A 19,792-nucleotide genomic window follows, 5' to 3' on the forward strand; every position below is an offset into this window, starting at 1 on the left:
TGGCTAGCCTGCGCATCTCTACATTCCAATGCGATTGCTGCCCCATTGCCGTCGCCCGCTCCCAGCGGCATGCGCGACTTGGCGGCCGACGTCACCGCGGCGAAGTTCCTCATGGATTCGGGAAAGTCGACGCTCGCGGTCGCTCTGCTCGCGCCCGATCATCAGACCGACCCGTCCAATCGCGATGTCACGGTGGCGCTCGCGCAAGCGTATTCGTTTATCGGCAAGCAAGGACCGGCCATCGAGCTACTGGATGCGGTGCTCGCGAAGGATCCAACCGACGGCGAAGCGCGAGTGATTCTCGGGAGAGCGTACGCGTACAACCACGACTACGCAGGCGCCGAATCGCAGTTCGCCGCGGAGCTGAAGATGGATCCCGACGATTCCGACGCGCAGATCGGCCTCGGCGACACGTACACATTCGAGTCCAAGTATCCCGACGCTGAGAAGCTCTACCGGCTCGTGCTTGCAAAAGATCCCAAGAACAGCGATGCGCTGGTTGGGTTGGCGGCCGTCGAGTCGTACACCAATCGCTTGGGCGCCGCTCGCTCCGACTACGACAAAGTGCTGATCGCTCAGCCGGCCAATGTCGACGCGCTCGTCGGTCTCGCCAATGTCGCGTATTGGCAAGGCGATCTCACCACCGCGCGCGCCATCGCCAAGCACGCCGTCACGTTGGCGCCGGATGACGGCGATGTCCGCGATCTCTTGCGGGAGATAAACGTGCGCGTGTCACCGCTCGCCGATTTCACGAGCGTCACCACCACCGGCAGCGACGGCCTGCAGACCGATCGCCAGTTCATCCAACGTTTTTACCCGAACCCCTCCACATATTTCGGCCTCTACACGGCGCGCTATGAGATCGGCGGCAACGGAACGTCGACTACCGCCGGCCGCCTTGGAATAGTTGCAGGCTATTCACCGAACGCGGCGGCGAGCTACGATCTTCGCGCATACTCTTCGAAGTTCACCGGTCAGGCGGCCACCACCGATGTCGCGCTCAGCTTCTCCGGCACGCGCGGATACAACGACTACAGCGCCAGCTTCGTAAGGGGCGGCGTGGACGGAAGCATTCAGGCGAACGGCGGAGTGCCGGTGGTCAACGGCCAGTCCGCGATCATAAGGTTGACGACGCTTGCATTCAACGCCGATCACCGCTTCGGCAATACGATGGCCGGCTTCGGCCTGGCGCACGCGTCCTACAACGACGGCAATTCATACTACGAGTGGACGCTTGACGTGAACAGGACCATGCAGCTCAACTCCGTCGCGTCGGTGGTCGCAGACGTGAACCTTCGCAATGCGGGTTTCGCGCAGACCTGGTCCTACTGGACCACAAACCCGAACCCGCCGTTCAACATCGTCAGTCACTCCCACGGATACTTCGATTACTTGGGCCAGCACGATCTATCCTACGGGCTCACGATTTCACAACAGTTCAACGATCAATTCAGCGGCGGCGTACAAGTCACGTCCGGCGGCGAGAACACGCGCACATTTTACGGCTTGGCCGGGCCCACGTCTACATTTCAGTTCGAACCATATCTCTCGCTTAGCAAGTCTCGGATGACATTCTCCGTCGACGAGACGACCGTTCGTTATTCCGGAAGCAGGAGCAACCTCGTCATTCCATACTCCGCGAACACGTTGCAGCTCAACTTCGCGGTACGGATCTGAGGCGCGAAATCAATAGGTATACGTCACTCGCCGTAACCTTCTTCTTAACCACCCTGACTCCAGCCGCCATCGCAGCCTCCGCGGCGCCGGATCCGCGGGCCATCGCATCGCTTGCGATGGATCCAACAGAATCGGCGTTCGGCGATCGTCACATCGCCGCGACGATGGGTCTGCCGCTGTTCGTCACGCACGACCCGACCGTCGCACTCCGCCAACCCATGGTCATACTTTCCGGAGCGTTGAGCGGGGACGAGATGTCACCCGCGATCCAGGCGCGCATGCACGCGTATGTGGAGGCCGGCGGCACGCTGGTCATCAACGACCCGGAGTCCACCGGCGCGCAGCAGCTCGCCGGAATCAAACCCACCGTCGCGTCGCAAAAACGCTACCAAATGAAATTCGACGTGGCGTCGGGCGATCCGGGCTTCGCGCATCTTCGCGCGTGGCAATCTCAGACGATCGTCATAGGCAATCCGAAAGAGAATTCGGCGGACGTCACGCAAAGTCTCACTCCCGTGCCGGGATCCGGGGCTCGCGTCATCGCGAAGTTCGACGACGGGACCGGGGCCATCACCGTGCACGATATCGGACGCGGCCGCGTGTATGCATGGGGCGCATCGTTGTTCGATCTCGTGGTGGTGCCGCAAAACAATCACGACCCGGATAGCGAGCGCTGGTATGACAACCATTTCGAACCGAGCGCGGACTCTCCGCAATTCGTGATCCGCGATTGGTACATGACTTACGTGCGCGGCGCCATCGCCTTAGATCCGGCGCCCGACGGCAAGACCGGCTCGCTCATCTTCACGCACGACGTCGACTACTCGCTGTCGATCATCAACATGTTGGCATATGCGCGCGCCGAGCATGCGCACGGGTTCTACGGTACGTTTTTCATCGAGACCAAAAACGTGAACGATCAAGCGGACTCCGCGTTCTTCGACGCTACCGGCAAGAAGAACACCGTGGAGGTTGCCAAGCTGGGCGGTGAGATCGCGAGCCATACCGTCGCGCACGCCCGCGACTGGCGGACGTTCGCCTACGGCACCGGCCTCGAGACGCCGGCGAACTATCACCCCAAGGTCGTGGCCGGCGGCAAGGACGTCGTGGTGGGCAAGACGATCGGGGCAACGATGCTTGGCGAAATGATCGTGAGCAAGGTCATGCTCGAAGCCGCGGTGCCCGGGATTCACGTCGATGCGTTCCGCTCCGGCTACCTCTATATCAATCCGCGCCAATTCGAGGGGCTGATGCAGACGGGCTACCGGTATGACTCGTCATTCACGGCCAACGACGTCCTCAGCGGATTTCCGTTTCGCGAGATGGACGACCGGTCGTACACCAAGGAATCGACGATAACCGAGTTCCCGATCCTTATCACCGATGCGCACCTTCCGATGCTCCCGCTCGTGCCGGCTTTCGAGCAGGTGCTCGACGACGAGTCGGTTTTCCACGGCGTCTGCTTGGTGCTCATACATCCCGACGTTGTGGCAGACAAACTCCCCACGGAATTGGCGCTCTACGCGTACGTCAAGAATCGATTTTGGGTCGGCGGCGTCGACGCATTCGGGCAGTTCTGGCTGCGGCGCGCCAGAGTGGCGCTCGCAACCAGCTTCGCCGGCGACACGGAAACCGTGCGCGTCACTTCGCCCGACGGCATGACCGGCCTCACGCTGGACATGAAAAACGCGATGCGAGTGAGCCAGGCTCAGGGAACCACCGCGGTGACCACCGATGCTGGCCGGTCGGTCATCCTCGGCACGCTCGTCCCGGGACAAACAGCGGTCATCGTGCTCGAGCCGCTGAAACAAGCTGGAGAAGCTCCCAGTAGCACCAACAGCCGGCCAGCTCCGGCACCATCCGCCCATGTGGGAATGTACCTATGACAATGCAATTCACGCCCGACGCCACGATCGCCATCAACGACTATGTCGATAAGGTCCGAGCGGCACTGCCGCTCGCGCCGTCGGCACGCATGGCAGCGGCCGACAAGCTCCATCAAGACATAGTGGCCGCGTGTTCGGCCGCCGCAGCCGCAGCCGGCAAACAGAGCATCGATCCTGAGATCGTGCGCGTTCATCTCGCCACGCTCGGCACGCCGGAGTTCTGCGCGCATGCGCTCGCCTCAGGCTCGGCAAACGGTTCGACGTGGCAGTGGCCCGGCGACCGCGTTGCCGACGCCTTTCGCAAGGGACGCATCAACGAGCACGTCGATGACATCGCGAAGATGGCTGCGGAAAAGGGCGAGCACGTCGCGCGCATCTCGGTTGACGCCGCGGCAAGCGCGCTCGATATCGCGGCGGAAAAATTGCGCGAATTCGCCGAGATGCTCAAGAAGAACAGTTCGACCTGACATAAGCGCGGTTACAGGCAACGGTAGGCCCGAGCGCAAAGCCTCGGGCCTATGCGCATGTCCATGCTGCGGCGCGTTGCCGTAGCGCTCATCGCCCTAGGTCTCATCGCCTCGCTGCTGGTCGCATACGATCGCTGGCGCTACGAAGCGCAGAACAAGACCGTCGAAGTCACGATGGATCAACAGGATCTTAGCGACTTCGCGCACGCCTACGGCTACGACCTGGACGAGCTCTTGCGCGAGATGCGCCGCGCCGGTCTCACGTCCGTTGCGGTGTACGAAGAATTGGGTCAGCGGATCAACGACGGCGGCCGGGCTTTCGTGCAGTCCGGCGAGCAGATCGTCAACGCCGCGCGCGACTCGACGTTGGTGGATCCGCTTCTCGCGAACATGGTGCGCGAGCGGACGATCGATCCGGCAAGCGTCTACATATTGGTGTACGATCCGGCGACCCTCACCCGCTATCTCACCGCGTTCAAGACCCAGTTCGAACCGTCGACCGTGCACATTTTGCGGACGCGCATGCCCGCGTTGATCGCCGTGAAGACGCAAATCGACTTCTTCAATTCAGTCGGGCTCGGCATTCCGCAAGATTTCGCGGATCGCGTTCGCCATCTGGGCCTGCTCGTGGATCCGAGGGTGCAGAACAACGAGCGCCTCGGACCACCCCAGATCGACAGCATCTTCGATCAGATCTTGCAGGGCGGTGAGATCGGCACGGTCATCTACTTCGGCCAGCGCAACGAAGTGCTCGGCTATCCGTTCCAACTCGACGCGACGGCAGACGCGCTCAGGCGCACGCATGTCAACTTCGGCGACGTCGAGGCCTACTCCGACGATCAAATCCAAAAAGGCACGCAATCGCTCGGCACCGACGTGCCGAGCCAGACCGTCCGCGTGCAAGCCATCGCGCAACCGCTGCTGCAGAAGATGCAGCTCGATGACGTCGTCGCGACCTACGTCCTCGGTGTCCGCGAGCGCAACATCCGCGTGATCTATCTTCGCACGTTTCCGCATGTCATTCAGACGCCCGGTCCGGACAGTGGGCAGACGACGCTTTCGGCCGAGCAGACGAATCTCGTGATGCTTCGCGAATTGCGCGATCGTCTCGAAGCGAACGGATTCCACGAAGGGCGCGCCGAGGGCTTCGTCGATTTCAAAGGCGGCAAACTTCCGGTGCTATGGTTTTTGGTGCTTCTCGGCGCTGCCGCCGCGTTCGTATTGTTTCTCGATCTGTTCGGCTGGACTCGAAATTGGTTGCCTTGGGCATTGTACGCGTTGACGGCCGTGGCGTACTGGGGAGCGTTCGCCGTCCATCACGACGAGTTCGTGCGCAAAGCAGGTGCGCTGGGTGCCGCGTTGACCTTTGCGGTGCTCGCCGGGACCACGCTCGCCCGCTGGTTCGCTCGCCCCGACGACGACGATCTTAGTACTCAGGCGGATTTGAGTACTAGGGCGGATTTGAGTACTAGGGCGAGCATCGCTCGCCCCGACGATTTGAGTACCAGGGCGAGCATCGCTCGCCCCGACGATTTGAGTACTAGGGCGAGCATCGCTCGCCCACTCGCGCGCACTCTCGCCGACGGCGGCATCGCACTCGTGACCAGTGTGGCCGTCGCGTGCATCGGCGCGGCATACGTCACCGCGCTGCTCGCGCAAGCGACGTTCATGCTCGAGATCAACCAGTTCGCAGGCGTCAAGACACTGCTCGTGGTGCCGCCGCTCGCACTACTCTTGCTCTACGCCTTCACCACGATGTTCGGCGCGCGCATCAAAGCGGGAGAGGCCGTGATCGCGCCGGTCAAAGCGTGGCAACTGGCCGCGCTGTTCGTGCTCGCAGTCGCCGCGGTGCTGCTCGTGATGCGATCCGGCAACCAACCCGACATCGGTGTCTCTGGTTTCGAGACGCAACTGCGAGGACTTCTCGCGCAATTACTCGGCGCGCGGCCGCGCTTCAAGGAATTCGCGATCGGCTATCCGCTGATCGTCTTGCTCCCGGCGCTCACGGGCCAAGCGCGCCGCCTGATCGGCTGGCTCATCGTTCTGTGCGCCGGCATCGGCTTGGCCGATGTGCTCGACACGTTTTCGCACATCCACACGCCGCTGCACGTCGGTCTGCTCCGAACGCTCAACGGCGTGGTCCTCGGTTTCGTCATCGGCGCGATCTTGCAGATAATCTATCGCCGCATCGCCATGCGAAGCTCCACCGCCGCGCCAGCGGCGAGATGAAAAGCCGTCCGGCCCGACTGCTCCTCTCGGGCTATTGGGGCTTCGGCAATTTCGGCGATGAAGCAATACTTCGCGTCATGGTCGACGAGTGGCGCCGACGGCGGCCCGACGATACGCTCACGGTACTATCTGCGGTTCCGCAAGCGACAACGATTGAATACGGCGTGCCGGCGTTGCCTCGCGCTGATTGGCGGGTAGTATCGGGCGCGATACGCTCATCGGATGTGGTCGTGAGCGGCGGCGGCGGTCTGCTTCAAACGGCGACGAGTTTGCGCAGCCTGATGTACTACGTGGGCGTCATCCGCGAAGCGCAGACCGCGAACCGCGCGGCCGCGATATTCGCGCAGGGTATCGGTCCGCTCGACTTCATCGGCAAACAAATCGTTCGCCGGACCTGCTTCGATGTCAAATTGGCGTGCGTCCGCGACGAATCCAGCGCGACGCTCCTTCGTTCGATCCTGCCGAGGGTGACCGTTCGGCTAACCGCCGATCCGGTATTTCTGGCCAAGCCGGTTCCGTCGATCGCGAGCGAGGCGATGCTGGCTCGCGAAGGACTGCGCGATCTACGCGGCGAGCTGGTGGCGGTGGTCGTACGGCACGCGTCGTTTTTCGACCGGATCGTTCCGCAGATCGCGGCCCTCGTCGACCGCTTGTCGATGCGGCACGGCGCGCAAGTCGTGCTCCTGCCGCTGCAGGTGCCCGACGATGCCGACGCCGCCACGCAGGTCATCCGACGCTGCAAGAGCGCGCCGGTCCTGATGTCGGGCGGATACGATCTGCCGGAGATGGCGGCGATCCTCGGTCGTTGCGCCGCCGTCGTTTCCATGCGCCTGCACGCGCTGATCGTGGCCGCCACACTGGGCGTGCCGTTCATCGCCCTGCCGTACGATCCGAAAGTCGTGGCGTTGACGCAGAATCTCGATTATCCGCAACCGGCGCTTCTGCCGGGTTCGAAGGTGGATGAACTGGTCGACGATTTCTGGCAACATCGCGCCCGTCTTTCCGCGCAGCTTTTGGCGGCCGTGCCGCCGCTCGCGACGCGCGCGCTGTTGGCATTCGATTGGCTCGAAGAGCTCGTGGAGCGCGTCACCGCAGTTTCTTCCTAACCTGTAATAGGGCGAGTATCGCTCGCCCTAAGAAATGGGCAAGCGATGCTTGCCCTCCTACAAAAATGGGCAAGCGATGCTTGCCCTAGTACAGTCGCCCTCCAACATAAGTCGCGCGTAGCGGAAACCCCCGTGGTGAAATGGAAAAGACGGGTCATGCGACTGCGTTGGACCTGGCGTCTCGGCAGCATCGCCGGCATCGATGTCGGCGTACATCCCAGTTGGCTGCTGGTGTTCGCCCTCTTCGCGTATGTGGCCGCCGAACGCTCGTCGCTGCTGGGTTTCGACTTGCCCCTGACGCAGCGCATCGCACTAGGTTTGGCCGTGAGTCTCGTGCTCTTCGCGAGTGTCATCGTGCACGAGTTTTCGCACGCGTTCGTGGCGCGGCGCCAAGGCATTCCGATCGGCAACATCACGCTCTTCCTCTTCGGCGGTGTCGCCACGATTCTACGCGAGCCGGGCACGCCGATGGACGAGGTCCGAATGGCCGGGGCCGGCCCGCTCGCGAGCGTGGGCTTGGCGGTATTCTTCGGAATCGTCTGGCTGCTGTGCACCGCGGCAGGATTCGTTTGGGGCACGGCCTTTGCGGCGCTGCTGGCGCTCTCCAATTGCATGCTGGCCATCTTCAATATGCTGCCGGCTTTTCCGAGCGACGGCGGACGCATCTTGCGCGCCTTGCTATGGAAGGCGACCGGGAGTCAGGCGCGCGGCACCGGCATCGCCGCGATGGTAAGCGCGTGCATCGCAGGCCTGCTGATGCTGGCTGGTCTGTTCTATGCGATCACCGAATACCGCCTCGATCCCGATTGGTCGTTCTTTCTGTGGCCGGTCATCATCGGCGGATTCCTCTTGCAGGCGGCGCTGGCGAGCGCGCGTCAGGCGCGCATCAACCTCGCGCTCGAGCGCATGCCGATCACCGATTGCTTCGCGCACAAGCTCATCTCGGTGCCGGCCGACACTTCCGTCGCGTCATTCGTGTCGCAACTAGCCGTGGGCGATCCGTCCGCCGGCTACGCCGTGGTGAATGACGGCAAGTTCGTCGGACTGCTTGCAGTGCGCGACACGGGCGGCGTGCCGCATAACCTCTGGGAGCACACGCCGGTGAGCGCTGTCATGACGCCGTCGCACCGTGTGCCGGGCTTGGCTGCCGACGTCGCCGCGTGCGAGGGGCTCGCGCAGTTGGAGCTGCACGCGGTTCGCGAGCTGCCGGTGTTCGACAACGGCGCGCTGACGGGCGTCATCACGCACGACACGATCTTCGCAGCGCTGCGCGCGAAGGAAAGGATCTAGGCATCGTGACTAAGGCGCCCGGCGCGGGCCGGGTTTTTCCGGCTATGCCCGACCAGCCCGATTCGCCAAAGCGGGAACTGGCGATTCTCGAGTTTTGGAAGCGCGAGAATATTTTCGCGCGCTCGCTCGAGCAGACGAAGGACGGCGAACGCTATTCTTTCTTCGAAGGCCCGCCCACCGCCAATGGCAAGCCCGGCGTGCATCACGTCCTCGCGCGCTCATTTAAGGATTTGTTCCCGCGCTTTTGGACCATGCGGGGCAAACGCGTTCTGCGGAAAGCCGGCTGGGATACGCACGGCCTTCCGGTCGAGCATGAGGTAGAACGCAAGCTCGGCATCTTGGACAAGAGCCGCATCGTGACCGAGGTCGGCATCGAGAAATTCACCCAGTTGTGCCGCGACAGCGTGCATCAGTACGTCGGCGACTGGAATCGCATGACCGAACGCATGGGCTACTGGGTTGATCTCGACGATGCGTACTTCACGCTCACCAACGACTACATCGAAAGCGTCTGGTCGTTGCTCAAGCAGCTATGGGATAAGAGCCTGATCCAACAGGATTACAAGTCCGTGCCTTACGATCCGCGCATCGGCGCCACGCTATCCGATCACGAAGTGGCGCAAGGCTATCGGGAAGTCGACGACCCGTCGGTGTTCGTGCGCTTCCGTTTGAAAGACGATCCGAAGACCTCGTTTCTCGCCTGGACCACCACACCATGGACGTTGCCCGCCAACATGGCGCTGGCCGTCCATCCCGCCGTCACCTACTGCACCGTCGCGCGCGACGGGGAACGGCTCATCGTGGCGGAGCCGTTGCTGGCCAAGGTTTTCCGCGACGAGGAAGTGACCGTGGAGCGGCGTACGCTCGGCGCCGAATTCGCGGGCACGCGCTACCTGCCGTTGTACGAATATTGCCGCGACGAGCGCGACCGCTACTACGTGGTGGCCGAGGACTTCGTGACCACAGAAGACGGCACGGGCGTTGTGCATATCGCGCCCGCGTACGGTCCCGAAGACCTCGTCATCGGCAAGGCGCGAGATCTTCCTATCTACTATAGCGTGGATCTCACCGGGCACGTGGTGGCCGACGTCACCATCGCCGCCGGCTTGTTCTTCAAAGACGCCGATAAGCCGATCTCTGCCGACCTCAAAGCGCGGGGCCTGATGTTCCGGCAGGAGACCTATCGCCACACGTACCCGTTCGGCTGGCGCACGGGCGACCCGCTGCTCTACATCGCAAAGACCGCGTGGTTCATCCGCACGACCGTGTTCAAGCAGCAATTGCTCGATCTCAACGATCAAATCAATTGGGTGCCGGAGAACGTCAAGTACGGCCGCTTCGGCAATTGGCTGGAGAACAACGTCGACTGGGCGCTCTCGCGCGAGCGTTTCTGGGGCACTCCTTTGCCGATATGGACCGACGGCGAGAACTACGTCTGCGTCGGTTCGATCTCCGAGCTCTCAAAACTGGCGGGTCGCGATCTCAGCGCCATGGACTTGCATCGCCCCACGATCGACGCCGTGACGTTCACCATCGACGGCCGCGATTACACCCGCGTGCCGGAAGTGATCGACGCGTGGTTCGATTCGGGTTCGATGCCCTACGCGCAGTGGCATTATCCGTTCGAGCACCGCAAGGAATTCGAAGAGAGTTTTCCCGCCGACTACATCTGCGAGGCGGTCGATCAAACGCGCGGGTGGTTCTATTCGTTGCACGCGATCGCGACGATGCTGTTCGACTCGCCGGCTTTCAAGAACGTGATATGCCTCGGCCATGTCGTCGATGAGAACGGCGAGAAGATGAGCAAGAGCAAGGGGAACATCCTCGACCCTTACTCCATCTTCGACACGCTCGGCGCCGACGCGCTGCGCTGGTATTTCTTCACCGGCAGCGCGCCGGGCGCGGTCAAACGCGTCTCGCCCGCATTGGTCGCCGACGGCGCGCGCGGCTTCATCAACACGTTGTGGAACACCGCCAAGTTTTTCACGATGTATGCCAACGCCGAAACCGTGGGCGTTCCCGAAGATGTGCCGCTCGCGCAACGGTCGGACATGGATCGCTGGGTGCTTTCAAGCCTGAGCTCCACGATCAAGAACGTGACGTCGCTGCTGGAGCAATACAACGCGCAAGCGGCCGGACGAGAGATCGACGCATTTGTGGACGGGCTCTCGAATTGGTACGTCCGCCTTTCGCGCGACCGCTTCTGGGGCTCGACCGAAAGCCCGGATGCGAAAGCGGCGTTCCGCACACTGTATGAATGTCTCAGCGGCGTCACCACGCTTTTGGCGCCATTCATGCCGTTTCTCGCGGAGTCGCTCTACGCGCATCTCGTCGCGCCCATGGATCCCGCGGCGCCGGCAAGCGTGCACCTCGCGTCGTGGCCGAAATCCGGAGCGATCGACGATGAGATCGTCGCGCAAATGGACATCGTCCGGCGAGCAGTCGAACTTGGCCGTCAGGCGCGGGCCTCGTCGAAGATCAAGATGCGCCAACCGCTGAGCAGCGCTTATATCAGAGCCAGCTCGCAGTACAGCGATGCGGCGCTGCACCGCTTCCGCTCGCTGGTTCTGGACGAACTCAACGTCAAGGACGTGCAAGTGGTCGGCATCGACGCGTCGTTCATCGAGTACGCGCTTCGGCCAAATCTGCCGCGCCTCGGCCCGCGCTTCGGCAAGGATCTTGGAGTCCTGCGAAAAGCCATCGCAGCGGCCGATCCGCGTGCCGTCGCGGTGGCAGCGGCGGGCGGCAAGACCTTTGAGGTCTCCACCGATGGCAAGACATTTACGCTCGAACCCGACGATGTGCTCGTGGACAGCAAGTCCGCGCAAGGCTTCGCATTCGCGGAAAGCGATGGCATGTTAGTCGCGCTGGACACCCGTCTCGACGAAGCCCTCGAACTCGAGGGCTGGGCTCGCGAAATCGTGCGCGCCGTTCAAGACGCGCGTAAAGCCGCCGGTCTGGACGTCAGCGATCGCATCGCGTTGAGCGTCGTCGCAGAAGGCGAAGCGCATTCAGCGGCCACGGAATGGAAAGACTACATCAAACAGCAGACGCTCGCCACATCCTGGACGTTGTCGCGCGGCGATTTCGCGGTCACGGTCAGCCGCGCCTGACCACTGGATGACCTAGGGGTCATCTCGTACTAGGGCAAGCATCGCTTGCCCCGTCGAACCGTACTAGGGCAAGCATCGCTTGCCCCGTCGAACTGTACTAGGGCAAGCATCGCTTACCCGTTGCGGCGGCCATATTGTTTCTGGCCATGGTAGGCGCCGCCGTTGTCTTACTTTTCTATCCCGAAAAGTTTCAGGCGTGGACGAATGACTGGAATAGTCGTTATCCGTTTCCCGGACTGTTGCGCTCTGGATTTATGACAGCCTACTATCGCTTTATCGGATTTGTCCTTGCTTTAATGGTGGCACTCATAATTTATCTCCTAGTGCATCCGGCGTGAAATTAAGTGAACTCGGGGAGCGCACACATCCTCAGATAATCTTCGTTGCGCCCGGCGGCGTGATGGCAAACGGCGCGTGATCTCCCCAGCCCAATCCCGGTAACTCATCAAACCACGTCGATGCGACCGCCAAGTCAGGGCCCACCCAAAACACGTCGAGGTGATCCCTCGTCCGTCCGACGGCCGCGATCGAGGAGCGCGGGTGCGCTGCATTTGGCGGTGTTATGGGGAACGCCGCGTGATCGCCCCAGCTTGAGCCCGGAGCCATATCGTACCACGTGGATCCGATTGCGCCGTCGGGGCCGATCCAGAACACATCCATGTGTTGCTCGCTGCGCGCGACCGCGGTCAAGTCGGAGCCCGCGGCTGCCGCATTCGGTGCCGTGACGACAAACGCACCGTGATCCGGCCAGCTCGATTTCGGTGCGGCATCCCACCACGTCGAGCCGATCGAGCCGTCCGGACCGATCCAGAAAACGTCGAGATGAGACGGCGTCCGGCCGAGCGCGGTGACCGGCGACAGTGCCCGCGCAGCGCCCGGCTTCGTGATCGGGAACGCCGCGTGATCGCCCCAGCTTGAGCCCGGAGCCATATCCCACCACGTCGAACCGACAGCGCCGTCGGGGCCAATCCAAAAAACATCCATATGCATAGGCGAGCGTGCTACGACCGCAAGGCCGGAACCCGGCTGTGCTGCTTTGGGCGGCGTGATCGCAAATGGTTTATGGTCGCCCCAACTCGCGCCCGGTGCCGCATCCCACCACGTCGATCCGATCGCGCCGTCTTGTCCGAGCCAAAACACATCCAGATGGTTCGCTGTTCTGCCAACCGCGGCGACTCGCGTTCCCGGTTGCGCCGAACGAGGCGGCGCGATCGGGAATGGCGTGTGATCGCCCCAGCCCGAGCCCGGCATACCGTTCCACCAGGTCGACCAGACTGAACCGTCGGCATTGATCCAGAACACGTCAAGTTGATCCGGCATGCGCGCGACGCTCGTCACCGGCGCTCCCGCCGGCGCAGAAAGCGGTCCCGTCGCAAGGAAGGGTGGATGGTCGCCCCAACCGGCCTTCGGCGCTGAGTCCCACCACATCGATCCGATCGCGCCGGTCGGCGTTGTCCAAAAGACATCGAGATGATTGACGGTACGGGCGACACTAAACGATGCGGACGACGGTGCTTGTTCGCTCGGACGCTGCGCAACGTCGGGCGCCGAAATTGCGAACGGCGCGTGATCGCCCCAGTTCAATCCCGGAGCCGAATCGTAAAACGTCGATCCGACGGCGCCATCGGGCCCGATCCAAAACACGTCGAGATGATTCGGAGCGCGACCCACTGCGGCGATCGACGAGCCGGCCTGCGCGCCATTAGGCGGCGAGATCGCGAACGGCGCGTGATCGCCCCAATTCATGCCTGGAGCCGAATCGTACCACGTCGAAACGACGGCGCCGTCGGGCCCGATCCAAAACACGTCGGTATGATTCGAGACGCGCGACACGGCGCATAGGCTCGATGCTCTGCCCGCGAAACCGGGCGGTGAAATCGCAAATGGCGCATGATCGCCCCAACCCATGCCGGGCGCCATATCGAACCACGTGGATGCGATCGCGTTATCGGGTCCTATCCAAAAGACATCGAGATGATCCGGCGTGCGCGCCACCGCGGCGACGGCAGACCCCGCGCGCGCAGCGCCGGGGGGCGTGATCGCAAATGGCGCATGATCGCCCCAACTTGAGCCGGGAGCAGAATCGTACCACGTTGATCCGATCGCGCCGTCCCTTCCCACCCAAAAGACATCGAGATGTTTCGGATTGCGCGCGACGGCTATGAGACCCGATCCATCCTGCGCGGATCCGGGTGGCGCGATTTGGAATGCGGCGTGATCGCCCCAGTTCATGCCCGGAGCCGAATCGTAAAACGTCGATCCGATGCAGTTGTCGGGGCCGATCCAAAATACATCGAGATGATCGGTTGTCCGCGCGACCGCAGCGATCGCAGAACGCGGCTTGGCCGCGCCTGGGGGCGCGATCCAAAAGGGCTGGTGATCGCCCCAGCCCATCCCCGGTGCCTCATCCCACCACATCGTCCACACCGACCCATCGGCGTTCACCCAAAAAACATCCTGATGTCCTCTTGTCCGCGCGACCGCCGTCACCGGCGTGCCGGGGAGCGCAAAGCCGGGCGGAGTAATCGCAAATGGCTGATGATCGCCCCAATCCATACCCGCCGCATCATCCCGCCATGTCGACAAGATCGCACCGCTAGGAGAAGTCCAAAACACATCGAGGTGGGCAGGCGTCCGGGCTATTGCGCCGATCGATCCTTGGCCGAGACGGCGTTGCGTGTCGATGACCGACTCGGAGAAGCCTCCCACAGGACTGTGCGTGTCATATCGAAGCGCGAAGAATGAATAGATCGGGCGCGACGTGCTGAAGTTGTGCGTCACCGCGATCGGCTCGCCGGTATTGGAGATGTCGAGCGAAATGCGTCTGTCATCCTCGCCGGGCGAATTCGGGTCGCAGACGTACAACGTCAGATACTGTTGGCTGAGTTGATAGCCGTAGATCAACACCTGATGATTCTTGCCGAGATCGGTGGGCAGAAGCGACTTGATCAAGACAAGACCGAGCGGGCACGGCACGCCGCTGTCGATATCGGCTTGGATCTGCGGCCACGCTTCGTGAGCCATTATCCACGCGCGTCCATCGCCGATCGTTCCGTCGGTGATGTAGTTGTCGGAATCGGGATACACCGGGTCCATCTGCGTTTGGAAGTCGGCGGCGTCGGCGAGCACATTCCACCCGCCGCACACGCCCGGATCGCACGAGCCGAACAACGGTGAGTTAAAACTGTCGAACAGCCTGCGGACGATGTAGTCGTATACGGGGTCGCCAACGCCGGACGGTTTGGTTTGTGCAGGCCATAAGTTTGCAACGTAATAGTCGCGCGCGGCGAACGACATTCCGCCGCACATCCCGTTCGAGGCGTCGCCGATCTTGATACCGTTTCCCCACCACGTGAATGGGGGAAGCTCGATGTACGTATCTGCCTGACCTGGCCACGAATTCTCGAACGGAAAACCGTACAGGCTCGGAAGAAAACCGGGAACGACGACCGGCATGTCGGCTTGCAAGATGTAATCGGCTTCCGCGTTGTTGCCTTTCCCGCCCGAAAACGATAGACCAAACCCGGGTCCGATGGATTGCTGATAGCTGTTCAAACCAACGTATGGATTGTCCCAATGAATCGAAAGCGTTTGCCCGGTATTGCCGACCGCGTACGTCACGGTGCCTTCGGTGCCGGTCGCAACGCCATCGCTTTCCGACTGCCAGCCTACCGACGCGCCCGGCGCGATCGACGCCGGCGGATTCCATGACGGCGGCGTCCAGTCGCCGTGGTCAAGCGACGAGCCGGTCAAAGTCAGTGTGAATGAGGTTTTGTTGCGGAGCATGACGCGTGTTGATCGAGCTGGCATGATGATGACCCTTTCAATGAAAGTCTCACTGACAGCATCGTAGCGCGTGGGCGTGCGGCGCGCGTACGGCGTGCACGGCACCGACTCGTCGGTCCTTGAATATAGAAATGTAATAGGGCACGCATCGCGGGCCCATTTGGGTGAGCGTTGCTCACCCTAGTACGGGTTGCTCACCCTAGTACGAATTGCTCACCCTAGTACGGGTCGCTCACCCTACACCGGTCTTTAGGCTAAGGGCTCGAACAGCTCGCGGACGGCGGCAGTGACAGTTTCAAATAATTCTTCGGGTACACATTCGCCGTCTTGTTTGAAATCGCACTGGACATCGTGTTCGGAGCTCGTCATCGTGAGCGAAAGTCGACGGGCGGCCTTGAGGGTGACCGCCGCGGCAAGGCCATTGGGCGAGTCGTCCGACTCGAACACTTTGCCGGAAAAGAAAAGCATCACGTCCTTTCCCGCCATGGAAAGGTCGAAGTTGTCGCCAGGTGTTTCGCTTGCCGGATGGTCGTGGATCTTGAAGTAGTGGCCAAAACGCACATTTTTAAATGCTTCGACGATGGCCTCACGGCAGGCGCTGACGGCCTTATCTTTGTGGCTTAACTCATCGCTGACATCGTCGGATCTCTGCGCACCTGTGGACTCTTCGTTCGCCAACAGGACTTTGATGAAGTCGTCGAACTCGCTCAAAATGGTCTCCTTGGCGGCTGTAGCCTACTCGGCGCGCATGTCTAAACCGACGTATGTCAAGCACTGCGGGCAGACACCGTTCTCCCAAAGCATCGGCGCATCGCTCCGACGGGCCAAACATTCCGCTGGCACAGCGTCTCGCGTCTGCTTGTGCGTGCCGGACTTACAGCCCGAACATTCGCAAAGTTGCTCTCTCACGGTCCGACACGATTCTCTATGAAGTCGTCGCCACCTCCGATTTGGCGGGGAGTTTCACCGTTCCCGAGTTTCCTAGTTACGTGAGGTGCATTGCGAATGGCTACCAAGAAACGGCGTGCGGACGAGCCAGGGCACTCGCGGACGAAATATACACGTGCGGCATTTATCGTGGGCGGATCGCTCGGCGTGCACTCGCTCGCATGGGCTGAGGCATTGTCGTGGTTCAGGGACTCGATGGCGGGGTAACAGGACTACCACTCGATCAGTTTTGGGTGACGTTGATCACCATGATTGGAAAGGCACCAGAATGAACACAATCTTTTCGTCCTTCGCGGACTGGAACGATGCGAAGCGAGCCGTCGGCGCGCTTTTGGATCACGGCGCGCTGAAAGACGACATCGACCTTGTCGCCAACGAGAAGTACAGTTTGAGCGAGAATGGGACTCAGCGTCCGGAGGGCGGTTCCATCGATGCCGCGGCGAAGCAAGGCGTCACCGTGACGACAGGTTCGGATGCGGCTTCGGGTGCGGCCAAAGGCGCGGGCGTCGGACTTGCGGTTGGTGTGGCCGCCGGATTGATTTCAATCCTGGTTCCCGGCGTGGGCATCGTGATCGGGGCTGGAGCGCTTGCTACTGCGGCGGCAGCTGCTGCTGGAACAACGGCCGCTGGCGCGATCGCAGGTGGGATGACCGGATATCTTGCGGACCAGGGCGTGCCCGCAGATGCTGTTTCGAGCTATCAGGAAACCGTGAAGAACGGGGGCGCGCTACTAGCGTTGCGTGTTCCGTCCCACGACCTCAGCGAGACCGGTGCGTTTGAGATCCTCGCGAAGTACGGCGGGAAAAACAACGTATACGGCGTCCCCGTCTAAGGCTTGACAGAGCCTCGAGCTGAGTCGTATTCGAACGAAGAGCAGTGCCTTCAGCCAGCACTGCTCTTCTAGAGATCGTCTTGAAGTGAAGGCAACGAATCAACGCGATGTGATTGTGGTAGGCGGAGGAGCCGCCGGGCTTAATGCAGCGCTTATCCTGGGGCGGGCTCGCCGTCGCGTTCTGATAGGCGATGACGGCCACCCGCGCAATGACGTCGCCGAGAAAATGCATGGATTCATTTCGCGAGATGGCACGTCGCCTTCGAAGCTACTCGTGAAAGCTCGAAAAGAACTAAAAAGCTATCCAAGCGTCGAACTCATCAAAGACAAGGTCGAGAAAGCGCAGCACACCAAAATCGGCTTCTCGGTGACGCTGGAATCGGGCAAACGGTTTGTGGGGAAGCGGCTGTTGCTTGCAAACGGCGTCCGAGACAAGTTGCCGGATATCGAGAACCTGACCGACTTTTGGGGACGGAGCGTATTCGTCTGCCCGTTTTGCGATGGATGGGAATTCCGGGATCGCAAGATTGGTATCTACGGCAAAACCAACGACGCAATCGAACTAGCGCAAGAACTTCATGGATGGACTAAAAAGATTACGGTCTGTTCTGAAACCCAGGCAGGCTAAACGCTAAGCGAATTAAGTAAACGTGGGTGAGCGATGCTCACCCTAGTACGGGATGCTCACCCTAGTACGGGATGCTCACCCTAGTACGGGATGCTCACCCTCCTACCGCGGTACGGGTTGCCGCGCGGTCGCGTTCGAGATTCGCCAAAACATGACGACGCCGAGGACGAACATCGCGATGGTCAAATATTGCGCGCCGGTCAAACCAAGCAACACGATGCCCGGCTCGCGATAGAACTCCACGATGGTGCGCACGAGACCGTAACCCGCGATGAATGTCCAAAACACTTGACCTTCGCGCCGGCGCACGCCGCCATGCAGCCACCAGAGCAGAGGGAGCACGATCACGAGCATACCGACTGCTTCAAACAACTGCGACGGATATCGGTATCCGGCAAAGCCTGGAAACACAAATCCGACCGGCGAATTGGTGACGCGGCCCGGCAGCTCACCGTTGATGAAATTCGCGCAGCGCGTCAGCGCGATCGCGACGGGTATCCAAAGTGCGGTCTCATCGGCGACCGGATAAAACGGAAGCTTGTTGCGGCGCAAGAAGAGCCAGATGCCGATCAGTGCGCCGATCAATCCACCGTGGAACGCCATGCCGCCATGCCAGATGGCGATAATTTCGAGCGGGTTCTGAAGATAGTATGAAACGGTGTGCCCACCCGCCGTAATCGGCGTGAGCACATCCGCCAGCAAGAAGAACAGTCGTCCGCCCAACACGACGCCGATCATGGCGTAGACGACGAATTCCTGCGCCTGATCCACGCTCATGCCGGTTCTCGCGCGGCTTCGTCTGCTCTGCAACTGGAGGTACACGAGCAAGGCGCCGATAAGGTAAGTCAACCCGTACCAGCGTACGGAAAAGATGCCGAGGTGGAATGCGACCGGATCGATATTGGGATACGTAAACCAGTGTGGGACCGTTGCCAGCGCGGCGATCAAACAGATTCTCCTTCTTGTAGGAGGGCAAGCATCGCTTGCCCATAATGCGACAGGCGTTACTTAAAGATGAGTTCCAGTTCCGAAACCGTTCGCGCGCCGGCGGCGCCTTTCGCCGGCAGGCGCGACGTCGTGATTCATTCCCTGTTCTTCATCCTCGGCTTCACGCTCGTTTTCATCGCGGCGGGTGCGTCTGCGAGCGCGCTCGGCAGCATATTTGAAGAATACCGCACGCTGATAACGCGCGTGCTCGGCGTCGTGGTCATCTTTCTCGGCCTCAATATGGTGGGCCTGTTCCGCTTGCCGTTTCTCGCAATGGACAAGCGGTTGCAGATCCGCAAGGGTGGCGTGTCGTACGTCGGCGACGTGCTCGTCGGCATAGGATTTGCTGCGGGCTGGTCGCCGTGCATCGGTCCCATACTCGCGGCGGTCTTGGCCATGGCGAGCGCCACGCAGACGGTGGGCCAAGCCGTGTGGTTGCTCTTCGTGTACTCGATGGGACTTGGCGTGCCGCTGCTCGCCACCGCCATCGGCCTGCAATACGTCTTGCCGTTCCTCAATCGCATCAAGCGGTTTTTGCCCGTCATCGAAGTGATAGCGGGCGTGCTCGTCATCGGAATGGGCCTCGTGCTCGTCACCAACGGGTTCTTGCGAATCACGGCGATGATCTACGAGAAATTTCCCGCACTTGCCAACATCGGCACCGGGCCTGAAGCATCCGGCGACGTGATCTCGGTCGGCGCGGTCTTCGTGGCAGGCATCGTGTCGTTCATCTCGCCGTGCGTGCTGCCGCTCGTCCCCGTCTACATCTCGTACCTCACCGGCCAGAGCATCGAAAGCCTGGTCGCGGCGTACGACGTCAAGAAGTGAAGGAATAAGCCGCTG

13 protein-coding genes are annotated in these 19,792 nt (G+C 61.5%); 10 read left to right on the top strand and 3 right to left on the bottom strand.

Annotated features, from left to right (window positions below; translation table 11 throughout):
* The first annotated feature begins 69 nt into the window (after window positions 1-69).
* From VII69_11500 to ileS, 7 genes are all read left to right on the top strand, one after another.
* Window positions 70-1,677, top strand: a complete 1,608-nt coding sequence (locus VII69_11500) for a tetratricopeptide repeat protein (GenBank protein ID HEY5095731.1) — start codon at window positions 70-72, stop codon at window positions 1,675-1,677.
* Between the two features lie 116 nt (window positions 1,678-1,793).
* Complete coding sequence (locus tag VII69_11505; GenBank protein HEY5095732.1) at window positions 1,794-3,563, top strand: hypothetical protein; 1,770 nt, start codon at window positions 1,794-1,796, stop codon at window positions 3,561-3,563.
* A complete protein-coding gene (locus tag VII69_11510) occupies window positions 3,560-4,030 on the top strand; it encodes a hypothetical protein (GenBank protein HEY5095733.1) in 471 nt (156 codons plus the stop codon). Before VII69_11505 ends, VII69_11510 begins: the two co-directional genes overlap by 4 nt.
* A gap of 63 nt (window positions 4,031-4,093) precedes the next feature.
* A complete protein-coding gene (locus tag VII69_11515) occupies window positions 4,094-6,259 on the top strand; it encodes a DUF5693 family protein (GenBank protein HEY5095734.1) in 2,166 nt (721 codons plus the stop codon).
* Complete coding sequence (gene csaB, locus VII69_11520) at window positions 6,256-7,365, top strand: polysaccharide pyruvyl transferase CsaB (protein HEY5095735.1); 1,110 nt, start codon at window positions 6,256-6,258, stop codon at window positions 7,363-7,365. The genes VII69_11515 and csaB overlap by 4 nt, the downstream gene beginning before the upstream one ends.
* A 156-nt stretch (window positions 7,366-7,521) precedes the next feature.
* Complete coding sequence (locus tag VII69_11525) at window positions 7,522-8,655, top strand: site-2 protease family protein (protein ID HEY5095736.1); 1,134 nt, start codon at window positions 7,522-7,524, stop codon at window positions 8,653-8,655.
* A 5-nt stretch (window positions 8,656-8,660) separates the two neighbouring features.
* Window positions 8,661-11,768 (top strand): isoleucine--tRNA ligase, encoded by a 3,108-nt coding sequence (gene ileS, locus VII69_11530; protein HEY5095737.1) that lies wholly within the window; start codon window positions 8,661-8,663, stop codon window positions 11,766-11,768.
* A 369-nt stretch (window positions 11,769-12,137) separates the two neighbouring features.
* On the opposite strand, the gene VII69_11535 is transcribed toward ileS, so the two are convergent.
* Both VII69_11535 and VII69_11540 read right to left on the bottom strand, forming a co-directional pair.
* Complete coding sequence (locus VII69_11535) at window positions 12,138-15,554, bottom strand: hypothetical protein (protein ID HEY5095738.1); 3,417 nt, start codon at window positions 15,552-15,554, stop codon at window positions 12,138-12,140.
* A 249-nt stretch (window positions 15,555-15,803) separates the two neighbouring features.
* The gene (locus VII69_11540) at window positions 15,804-16,265 is read right to left on the bottom strand and encodes a hypothetical protein (GenBank protein ID HEY5095739.1); all 462 of its coding nucleotides are present in this window, start codon (window positions 16,263-16,265) and stop codon (window positions 15,804-15,806) included.
* A gap of 505 nt (window positions 16,266-16,770) precedes the next feature.
* Here VII69_11540 and VII69_11545 point away from each other — a divergent pair.
* Window positions 16,771-17,334 (top strand): hypothetical protein, encoded by a 564-nt coding sequence (locus tag VII69_11545; protein HEY5095740.1) that lies wholly within the window; start codon window positions 16,771-16,773, stop codon window positions 17,332-17,334.
* 85 nt (window positions 17,335-17,419) lie between these two features.
* Window positions 17,420-17,962 (top strand): NAD(P)/FAD-dependent oxidoreductase, encoded by a 543-nt coding sequence (locus VII69_11550; protein HEY5095741.1) that lies wholly within the window; start codon window positions 17,420-17,422, stop codon window positions 17,960-17,962.
* Window positions 17,963-18,064: 102 nt separating this feature from the next.
* Here the strand turns inward: VII69_11550 and lgt are convergent, their stop codons facing one another.
* Window positions 18,065-18,910: a prolipoprotein diacylglyceryl transferase gene (lgt, locus tag VII69_11555; protein ID HEY5095742.1), complete on the bottom strand. Its 846-nt coding sequence runs from the start codon at window positions 18,908-18,910 to the stop codon at window positions 18,065-18,067.
* Between the two features lie 129 nt (window positions 18,911-19,039).
* Here lgt and VII69_11560 point away from each other — a divergent pair, with 129 nt between their 5' ends.
* A complete protein-coding gene (locus VII69_11560; protein ID HEY5095743.1) occupies window positions 19,040-19,777 on the top strand; it encodes a cytochrome c biogenesis protein CcdA in 738 nt (245 codons plus the stop codon).
* The last annotated feature ends 15 nt before the right edge of the window (window positions 19,778-19,792 follow it).

The sequence above is a fragment of the Candidatus Eremiobacteraceae bacterium genome (assembly GCA_036511855.1).
Lineage (GTDB): Bacteria > Vulcanimicrobiota > Vulcanimicrobiia > Eremiobacterales > Eremiobacteraceae > JABCYQ01.

Excerpts from the sequence above, each read along its gene's own strand:
- VII69_11500 (HEY5095731.1), top strand. The coding sequence starts at position 70 with ATGCGCGACTTGGCGGCCGACGTCACCGCGGCGAAGTTCCTCATGGAT.
- VII69_11505 (HEY5095732.1), top strand. The coding sequence starts at position 1,794 with ATGGATCCAACAGAATCGGCGTTCGGCGATCGTCACATCGCCGCGACG.
- VII69_11510 (HEY5095733.1), top strand. The coding sequence starts at position 3,560 with ATGACAATGCAATTCACGCCCGACGCCACGATCGCCATCAACGACTAT.
- VII69_11515 (HEY5095734.1), top strand. The coding sequence starts at position 4,094 with ATGCTGCGGCGCGTTGCCGTAGCGCTCATCGCCCTAGGTCTCATCGCC.
- csaB (HEY5095735.1), top strand. The coding sequence starts at position 6,256 with ATGAAAAGCCGTCCGGCCCGACTGCTCCTCTCGGGCTATTGGGGCTTC.
- VII69_11525 (HEY5095736.1), top strand. The coding sequence starts at position 7,522 with ATGCGACTGCGTTGGACCTGGCGTCTCGGCAGCATCGCCGGCATCGAT.
- VII69_11535 (HEY5095738.1), bottom strand. The coding sequence starts at position 15,554 with ATGCTCCGCAACAAAACCTCATTCACACTGACTTTGACCGGCTCGTCG.
- VII69_11545 (HEY5095740.1), top strand. The coding sequence starts at position 16,771 with ATGAACACAATCTTTTCGTCCTTCGCGGACTGGAACGATGCGAAGCGA.